At 43.1% G+C, this 7,053-nt stretch carries 6 protein-coding genes and 2 tRNA genes; 4 read left to right on the plus strand and 4 right to left on the minus strand.

Annotated elements, in window-relative coordinates; translation table 11 throughout:
• Positions 1–227: 227 nt before the first annotated feature.
• The 3 genes from tyrR to maiA all read left to right on the plus strand — a co-directional run bounded on the left by tyrR (position 228) and on the right by maiA (position 3,814).
• Complete coding sequence (gene tyrR / locus K5Q73_RS17485) at positions 228–1,769, plus strand: transcriptional regulator TyrR (protein WP_220764629.1); 1,542 nt, start codon at positions 228–230, stop codon at positions 1,767–1,769.
• 274 nt (positions 1,770–2,043) lie between these two features.
• Positions 2,044–3,030: a fumarylacetoacetate hydrolase family protein gene (locus tag K5Q73_RS17490; RefSeq protein WP_220764631.1), complete on the plus strand. Its 987-nt coding sequence runs from the start codon at positions 2,044–2,046 to the stop codon at positions 3,028–3,030.
• A 118-nt stretch (positions 3,031–3,148) separates the two neighbouring features.
• Entirely contained in the window at positions 3,149–3,814 is a 666-nt protein-coding gene (gene maiA / locus K5Q73_RS17495) for a maleylacetoacetate isomerase (protein ID WP_220764633.1), read from the plus strand.
• A gap of 62 nt (positions 3,815–3,876) precedes the next feature.
• Here the strand turns inward: maiA and K5Q73_RS17500 are convergent, their stop codons facing one another.
• The gene (locus K5Q73_RS17500; RefSeq protein WP_220764635.1) at positions 3,877–4,758 is read right to left on the minus strand and encodes a LysR family transcriptional regulator; all 882 of its coding nucleotides are present in this window, start codon (positions 4,756–4,758) and stop codon (positions 3,877–3,879) included.
• Positions 4,759–4,968: 210 nt separating this feature from the next.
• Here K5Q73_RS17500 and K5Q73_RS17505 point away from each other — a divergent pair, with 210 nt between their 5' ends.
• Positions 4,969–6,198, plus strand: a complete 1,230-nt coding sequence (locus K5Q73_RS17505) for an MFS transporter (RefSeq protein ID WP_220764636.1) — start codon at positions 4,969–4,971, stop codon at positions 6,196–6,198.
• A gap of 111 nt (positions 6,199–6,309) precedes the next feature.
• Here the strand turns inward: K5Q73_RS17505 and K5Q73_RS17510 are convergent, their stop codons facing one another.
• The 3 genes from K5Q73_RS17510 to K5Q73_RS17520 all read right to left on the minus strand — a co-directional run bounded on the left by K5Q73_RS17510 (position 6,310) and on the right by K5Q73_RS17520 (position 7,008).
• Positions 6,310–6,537 (minus strand): hypothetical protein, encoded by a 228-nt coding sequence (locus tag K5Q73_RS17510; RefSeq protein WP_041410880.1) that lies wholly within the window; start codon positions 6,535–6,537, stop codon positions 6,310–6,312.
• A 282-nt stretch (positions 6,538–6,819) separates the two neighbouring features.
• Positions 6,820–6,895 (minus strand) — tRNA-Val (locus K5Q73_RS17515).
• 37 nt (positions 6,896–6,932) lie between these two features.
• Positions 6,933–7,008, minus strand: a tRNA-Val gene (locus K5Q73_RS17520).
• Positions 7,009–7,053: the final 45 nt, after the last annotated feature.

Below are 7,053 nucleotides of genomic sequence, written 5' to 3' on the forward strand. Positions count from 1 at the left end.
AAACCTCCGGTATCAAAGGCGTGTTAGCATTGCTGGCACGCATTTATTTTCTTTATGTTACAAATCCTCTGTAAACAAGTCTTGCCACAGCAAAGATAAACTTCTAACGTATAGACGATTACAGAAGTGGATGTTGCTTTTAAGCCTGCTCCCTAAACCGTGCGAATTCCCTTCTGATGGCTGTTTTATCCCAATAACGAGTATTTAAAAAAGGGAACTGCAATAGTATGCGCTTGGAAGTCAGCTGTTTAGACCGAGTGGGTCTCGCCAAAGATATCTTATTGATTATGGAAGACTATGGGATTAATTTGTTTGCTATTGACGCAAGCAACCAAGGTTTCCTATATCTACAATTTGCTGAAGTGAGTTTCGACACTCTCAGTGAATTACTCCCCTTAATTAGAAAAGTAGAAGGCGTACATGATGTACGGACGGTGTCATTTATGCCGTCAGAGCAGGAACATTACGCACTTAAAACACTATTAAAAACCTTACCGGACTCTGTATTTTCTCTTGATGTGAAAGGGCGGATCCGCATCGTCAATGAATCGGCCTTACACACAGTAGGTATGGCCGAACATGAAGTGATAGATGAGCCGATAAATCATTGGGTGCAGGGGTTTAACTTTAGCCGTTGGTTAAGTGAATCAACAGTCCTAGCTCAAGCGACACGGGTAAATATTGGAGAGAATGAATACTTAGCCGAGATGTTACCTATTTATTTACCCGATAGTGGTAGTGATACTCCCATTTTGGCAGGTGCAGTGGTATCGCTGAAATCGCCCGCACGCTTGGGTAAACAATTCAACGCTTTGCAAAATCAATCGAGTGGCTTTGAGAATGTACTCGCAACCAGTGACAAGATGAAAGAAGTACTGGTTCAGGCTCGCCGTATGGCACAGCTTGATGCTCCTTTGTTGATTACGGGGGAAACGGGAACGGGAAAAGAGTTGATGTCTCGTGCTTGCCATGATGCCAGTATGCGCCGTGAACACCCTTTTATTGCGATTAATTGTGCAGCAATGCCTGACAGTGCCGCCGAAGAAGAGCTTTTTGGTTTTGTTAGCAATGGCAACGTGGTTAAGCGTGGCTTTATTGAGGAAGCTAAGGGCGGGACGATTTTTCTTGATGAAATAGCCGAGATGTCTAAGGCTGCTCAGGTTAAGTTATTGCGATTCATACAGGACGGTACCTTTAGACGGGTAGGGGGGGATGAGGAGATCCGCAGTGATGTGCGCATTATCTGTTCGACTCAAAAAAATCTTGCCGAGTTATGCCAAAGTGGCGAGTTTAGAGAAGATCTTTATTACCGGATCCATGTATTGAGTTTCCATGTGCCTTCATTGCGTGAGCGTAAAGTCGATATTATTCCGCTTACCGAAATGTTTTTAGAGCACTACAGTCAGCAATTATCGATCCCTATTCGCCGTATATCTGGTGAGTGTCGTGAGCACCTGTTAGGTTATGCATGGCCTGGCAATGTACGTCAGCTTAAAAACGCAATATTTAGAGCCGTATCTATGTGGGATGGCAGTGCTGAGCTCACGGTAGAACAGCTAAAGCTGCCCTCATATGCTGAAGGGTTTGGCTATTTCGACCATCAGTTTGAGGGAAGTCTTGAGCAAGCGATGAAACAGTTTGAAGCGAGTCTTTTACGAAGATTGTATCCGGCTTACCCCAGCACTCGACAATTAGCTAAGAAGTTGGGTGTGTCTCATACCGCAATTGCTAACAAACTTCGGGAATATAAGATCAATAAGCCAAAATAGGTGTAAATGAAGTGTGCCGTTGATTGCTGTATAGATAGGCTGCTTTCGGCCTAAATCATGGTGATTCGGCTATTCTTAATGAGCTGTATCTAATAGTTTACACTGATGAGGTTAAAGTGGTTAAGTGTGATTTCGTGCACACTATTCCACTTGGGAGTGAGTTGATGTCATTCTATGGTTCGATTTTGAATTATGACCAAGTTTTGATTAATGCTCGCTGCAAATGCTAAATAATAACAACTCGCAGCCATGCCACAATTTTTTAGGAGTGACGATGAAGTTAGCAAGTTATGATAATGGACGCCGTGACGGTCAACTGATGTTGGTTAGCAAAGATCTGACTAAGGCTGTTGCCGTGCCTGCTATTGCTCATACCATGCAACAACTGATGGATGCTTGGGAACTGCTTAATCCACAATTAGTTGAACTGTACGATGCGTTAAACAAGGGAATGATGGATAACGCTGTTGATTTTGATGAATCCAAATGTTTGTCTCCGTTACCAAGGGCTTATCAATGGGCTGATGGCAGCGCGTACGTTAACCATGTTGAGTTAGTGCGCAAAGCCCGTGGCGCAGAGATGCCAGAAACATTTTGGACAGACCCGTTAGTATATCAAGGCGGTTCAGACAGCTTTATTGCCCCTAAGGCTGATATTCCACTCGGCAGTGAGGAGTGGGGCATCGATTTCGAATCTGAAATCGCTGTGATCACCGATGATGTGCCTATGGGCGTAACGGTTGATGATGCTGCGAAGCACATTAAATTATTGATGCTAGTGAACGATGTATCGTTACGTAACCTTATCCCTGGTGAGTTAGCTAAAGGGTTCGGTTTTTTCCAAGCTAAACCTTCAAGCAGCTTCTCTCCTGTTGCTGTTACGCCTGATGAACTCGAAGATAAATGGCAAGATGCTAAAGTGCACTTGCCACTGATTACTCATTTAAACAGTGAGTTATTTGGTCGTCCAAATGCCGGTGTTGATATGACATTTAACTTTAGCCAATTGGTATCGCATGTGGCTAAAACTCGCCCATTGGGTGCCGGTGCGATTATTGGCTCTGGCACTATTTCAAATTACGATCGCAGTGCCGGTTCAAGCTGCCTAGCTGAAACGCGTATGCTTGAGACGATTGCAGATGGCAAACCTTCTACCTCATTTATGCGCTTTGGTGATCGTGTGCGCATTGAGATGTTAGATGATGACAACAAGAGTATCTTTGGCTCTATCGATCAGCAAGTTGTCGAATATAAGGCGTAGTTGATTGCTATTTATTGCGTAGCATAAAAGGCTGACTCTAACGGGTTGGCCTTTTTGTTAGGCTAACGGCAATGACCGGGGGTATGACTATTGTTGTGGCGTAAAAGGAGATATTAAGATGGAAACAACCAAGCTTAAATTATACGGATATTGGCGTTCAAGCGCGGCCTATCGTGTGCGTATTGCAATGAACTTAAAATCGTTGGATGCGGAGCATATATCTGTGCATTTAGTTAAGGGCGGTGGCGAGCAACATCACGAAGCGTATACAGACCTTAACGCTCAAGAACTGGTACCCAGTTTAGTTATTGAGCAGGCAGATAAAGAGGTAGTGCTGACTCAGTCTTTGGCTATTCTAGAGTATTTAGATGAAGCTTACCCTCAGGTATCGTTGTTACCAGCACAAATGTTTGATAAATCCATTGTTCGTGCGATGGCATTGCTTATAGCGTGTGAGGTCCACCCTCTGAACAACTTAAAGGTGCTGCAGTACCTTAGTGGAGAATTAAAGGTCGACAATGACTGTAAGCAAGCTTGGTATCATCACTGGCTCAATCAAGGTTTTACTGCTCTTGAGAAGCAACTAGAGCAACATAGCGGCGATTTTTGCTTTGGGGACAGCCCAACACTTGCCGACATATGTTTAGTGCCTCAGGTGTATAATGCTAAGCGTTTTGAGTTAGATATGAGTCCATATCCAAATATTGAACGAATTAATGCGCATTGCTTAACTTTACCGGCATTTATCAGCGCAGTACCCGAGAATCAAGCTGACGCCAGTTAAACGGTTCAATAAAGCATTACCTGCTTGGTTTAAACCGTTTTTTTGGTTAAGAGTAAAGTCGACTAACGGTTGCGCATCAGAAATTCAACGAACGCCTTATCGGCTTGACTGATAGGGCGTTGTTTTTTCCACGCGATATGTAAGTCTAAAAAAATGGGTGGGTTAAAAGGTTTAGCACAAATGTTGTCGTGTTTTTCTATCACCATTTCAAGCACACTGGTTATTCCATACTCCTGCGCAACAACTTGTTTAATGAGATTAATCAGGTTGGTTTCAAAGGCGATATTTGCCTTAAGGCCCAATTTCTCAGCCTGTTCTAGCATCCAATCTCGGTGAAAATAACCAGGCTTGAAAAATACCAGTTCATGTTGAAAAAACGCTTCAAGAGAAACGGTGTCAGATTCAGCAAGAGGGTGCCTTTTACCTACAGCGACGACCATCTGCTCCTGCAGTAATAGGTGACTGTCAAACTCATCGGTAAGATCATTGGCGGTAATGATGGCGATATCAACATCTTCATTCTGTAGCATTCTGAGAGTATCTCGAGTTCCGCCTTCAAACAGGGATAACTTAAGCTCTGAATGCTGATGGCGAAATGCCATTAATCGTCTAGGTAGATAATATGAACCTAGCATGCCTGGCACAGCGACTCTGACTTCGCCCATCGTTAAGTTGGCCATCGATTTGATATGCGCTTCAGCTTGCGCCATATTTTTGATGATAAGCTTTGCATGCTGATGTAGAGCGCTGCCTTCAGCTGTTAGCGAAAGTGTTTTGCTGCTTTTATTCGGACCTCTATCAACTAGCGTGACACCAAGTTCCTGCTCGAGGCGCTTTATACTTTGACTCAATGCTGGTTGCGCCATATTGAGCCGCTCGGCGGCTTTAGTGAAGCTACCCGCTGTAATTAAGGCATCTAAGTATTTTAGCTGTTTAATATCCATTTTTGCTCTACTAAGTTATTGCTAAATAAGCAGGTCACATTGGAGTGATATGAGCCTATTTCGATGGGGTATTTGTTAGTCTAGTTATAGGTGTTCTAGCTTAAAACTTACATAACAAAAATCAATAACTATTGCGTTTATTAGTTGTTATCCATATGGGTAGCAGGCTGTTACTCTATTTAATAACGAACTAATTTGAGTTTGTTACCCATGAATACCCGTAGTCAGGCGAAGCAAGGTGGTAGTGAGAGTCGCTTAATAATTGGCTTATCTATTGCCTCAATGGTTATTTTTATTAACTTGTACTTAGTCCAAGGCATGCTGCCGCTTATCGCTGATTCTTTCTCTGTGTCAACAAGCCATGCAACGTTGTTGTTGTCAGTCACCAGCTTTACTATGGCTTTCTCACTGTTACTATTCGCGGTGCTGTCCGATCGTGTCGGCCGTAAAAAGCCAATTCTTGTCAGTCTATACCTTTTGGTTATTCTTGATTTTTGCGCACTTTTTATTACCGAGTTTAATCAACTGATCTTGCTTAGAATGATGCAAGGAGCATTGTTGGCATCTGTGCCAGCTATGGCAATGGCCTTTTTTAAAGATGAGCTGGGTAATAATGCTCTGTTAAAGGCTGGAGCAATCTATATCGCAGCTAATAGTGTGGGCGGGATAGCTGGGCGTTTACTTGGTGGCGGTATGGCGCAGTACTTAGATTGGCAGCAAGCGATGGAACTTCTTACTGCAGTGTCATTAATTGGAACGCTTGTGGTGACTTATTTATTACCAAAGAGTCATTTTGAAAAGCCTGAAGTTGAACTTGGTAGGTGGCCGCTCAAGAAAGCTGACTTTAATGGGTTCTGTCATCATCTAGCGGACCCAAAATTACGGCTTATTTATCTTGTCGGCGGGTTGGCCTTCATGGTGATGGTAAACCAGTTTAGCTACATTCAGCTGCATTTGATGGATAACCCCTTTAACTTAGGCCGCTTTGAAGTGACGCTGATTTTCCTTTGCTATCTCAGCGGAACCTATGCCTCTTATTGCTCGGCTAAATGGCTCGGAAGATTTGGACTAAAGAAGGTGTTCATCTGCTCTGTATCAGCGTTACTCGTCGGAACATTGCTTACCTTATTCGATACTTTAGCGGCAATTTTTGCTGGTTTTTTACTTTCAGCATTTGGCTTCTTCTTAATTCATAGTAGCTGTAACGCTTGGGTAGCCTATAGAGCTAAACAGCATCGTGCCAAAGCCACTGCATTGTATCTGTGTAGCTATTACTTAGGCGCCGCGATTGGTGGACCCTATTTACTACCATTTTGGTTGCTATGGGGTTGGCAAGGTGTAGTACTAGGATCTGTACTTGGATTATTGGTGTTGGTATTAGTCGTAATTAAGCTTGTCCAACCTAAATCGGTATCAGGTTCATTATTGATGGAGCAGTAATGATAAATGCCTTGGGGAGCGAAGAAGTGCGAGGCATTAGGTGCAGCAAGTAATCCACGGTCTTTAACCTTATGTCGAACCTGCTGCAAAGCCATACTTGACTCTTCACCTTTATTTATTGGGAGAGATCTGCTGCATGATCTGGTCACTGGGTAACAATTCTAGGTGACCATTCTCATCAAAATACCAACCTGTTATAAAGCCTTTCTGACGCATTTGAACTAAATTCTTCATAACTGATTTAGCTTCCACCAGTGCAGTATCTTGATCGTATTGGCAAGTGAGTTTTAAGTAGGCCGCAATACTTGCTAATGAAGCGGATTGGCTGACATCTGCCATAAGGTTTGTCCAACGATTGGTTATTCTAAAAGAATAGTAGACAACAGTGATGAGTGGCAAAAATACCAAGCAAATAATTTAGCGTAAAAGATCGGCAATATGAGAGTAGCTATAGCTTTCGGGTATGACTTTGAGTTTTAAGACTCAAGTTATAAAGGGGATTGGTTACCAAATCAAATATGTGATTACGGCTAGTTGAATAATTGTTTGTAGGGGGGAGCAACAGAGTACTTGAATTGGATAAATATGGATGACGTAAAACGGAAAAGGGGAGTTAAAGAATGGTGGTCGATACTGGGCTCGAACCAGTGACCCCCTCCTTGTAAGGGAGGTGCTCTCCCAGCTGAGCTAATCGACCTGGGATTTCACAATGTTTTAATTCTTTATGAAAAGAATGGTGGTCGATACTGGGCTCGAACCAGTGACCCCCTCCTTGTAAGGGAGGTGCTCTCCCAGCTGAGCTAATCGACCTGGGATTTCACAATGTTTTAATTCTTTATGAAAAGAATGGTGGTC

Source organism: Shewanella sp. MBTL60-112-B2 (genome assembly GCF_019655055.1).
Lineage (GTDB): Bacteria > Pseudomonadota > Gammaproteobacteria > Enterobacterales > Shewanellaceae > Shewanella.

Bases quoted from the DNA above. Each gene is read 5' to 3' on its own strand.
- K5Q73_RS17510 (WP_041410880.1), bottom strand. From the start codon at position 6,537: ATGGCAGATGTCAGCCAATCCGCTTCATTAGCAAGTATTGCGGCCTAC.
- K5Q73_RS17490 (WP_220764631.1), top strand. From the start codon at position 2,044: ATGAAGTTAGCAAGTTATGATAATGGACGCCGTGACGGTCAACTGATG.
- maiA (WP_220764633.1), top strand. From the start codon at position 3,149: ATGGAAACAACCAAGCTTAAATTATACGGATATTGGCGTTCAAGCGCG.
- tyrR (WP_220764629.1), top strand. From the start codon at position 228: ATGCGCTTGGAAGTCAGCTGTTTAGACCGAGTGGGTCTCGCCAAAGAT.
- K5Q73_RS17500 (WP_220764635.1), bottom strand. From the start codon at position 4,758: ATGGATATTAAACAGCTAAAATACTTAGATGCCTTAATTACAGCGGGT.
- K5Q73_RS17505 (WP_220764636.1), top strand. From the start codon at position 4,969: ATGAATACCCGTAGTCAGGCGAAGCAAGGTGGTAGTGAGAGTCGCTTA.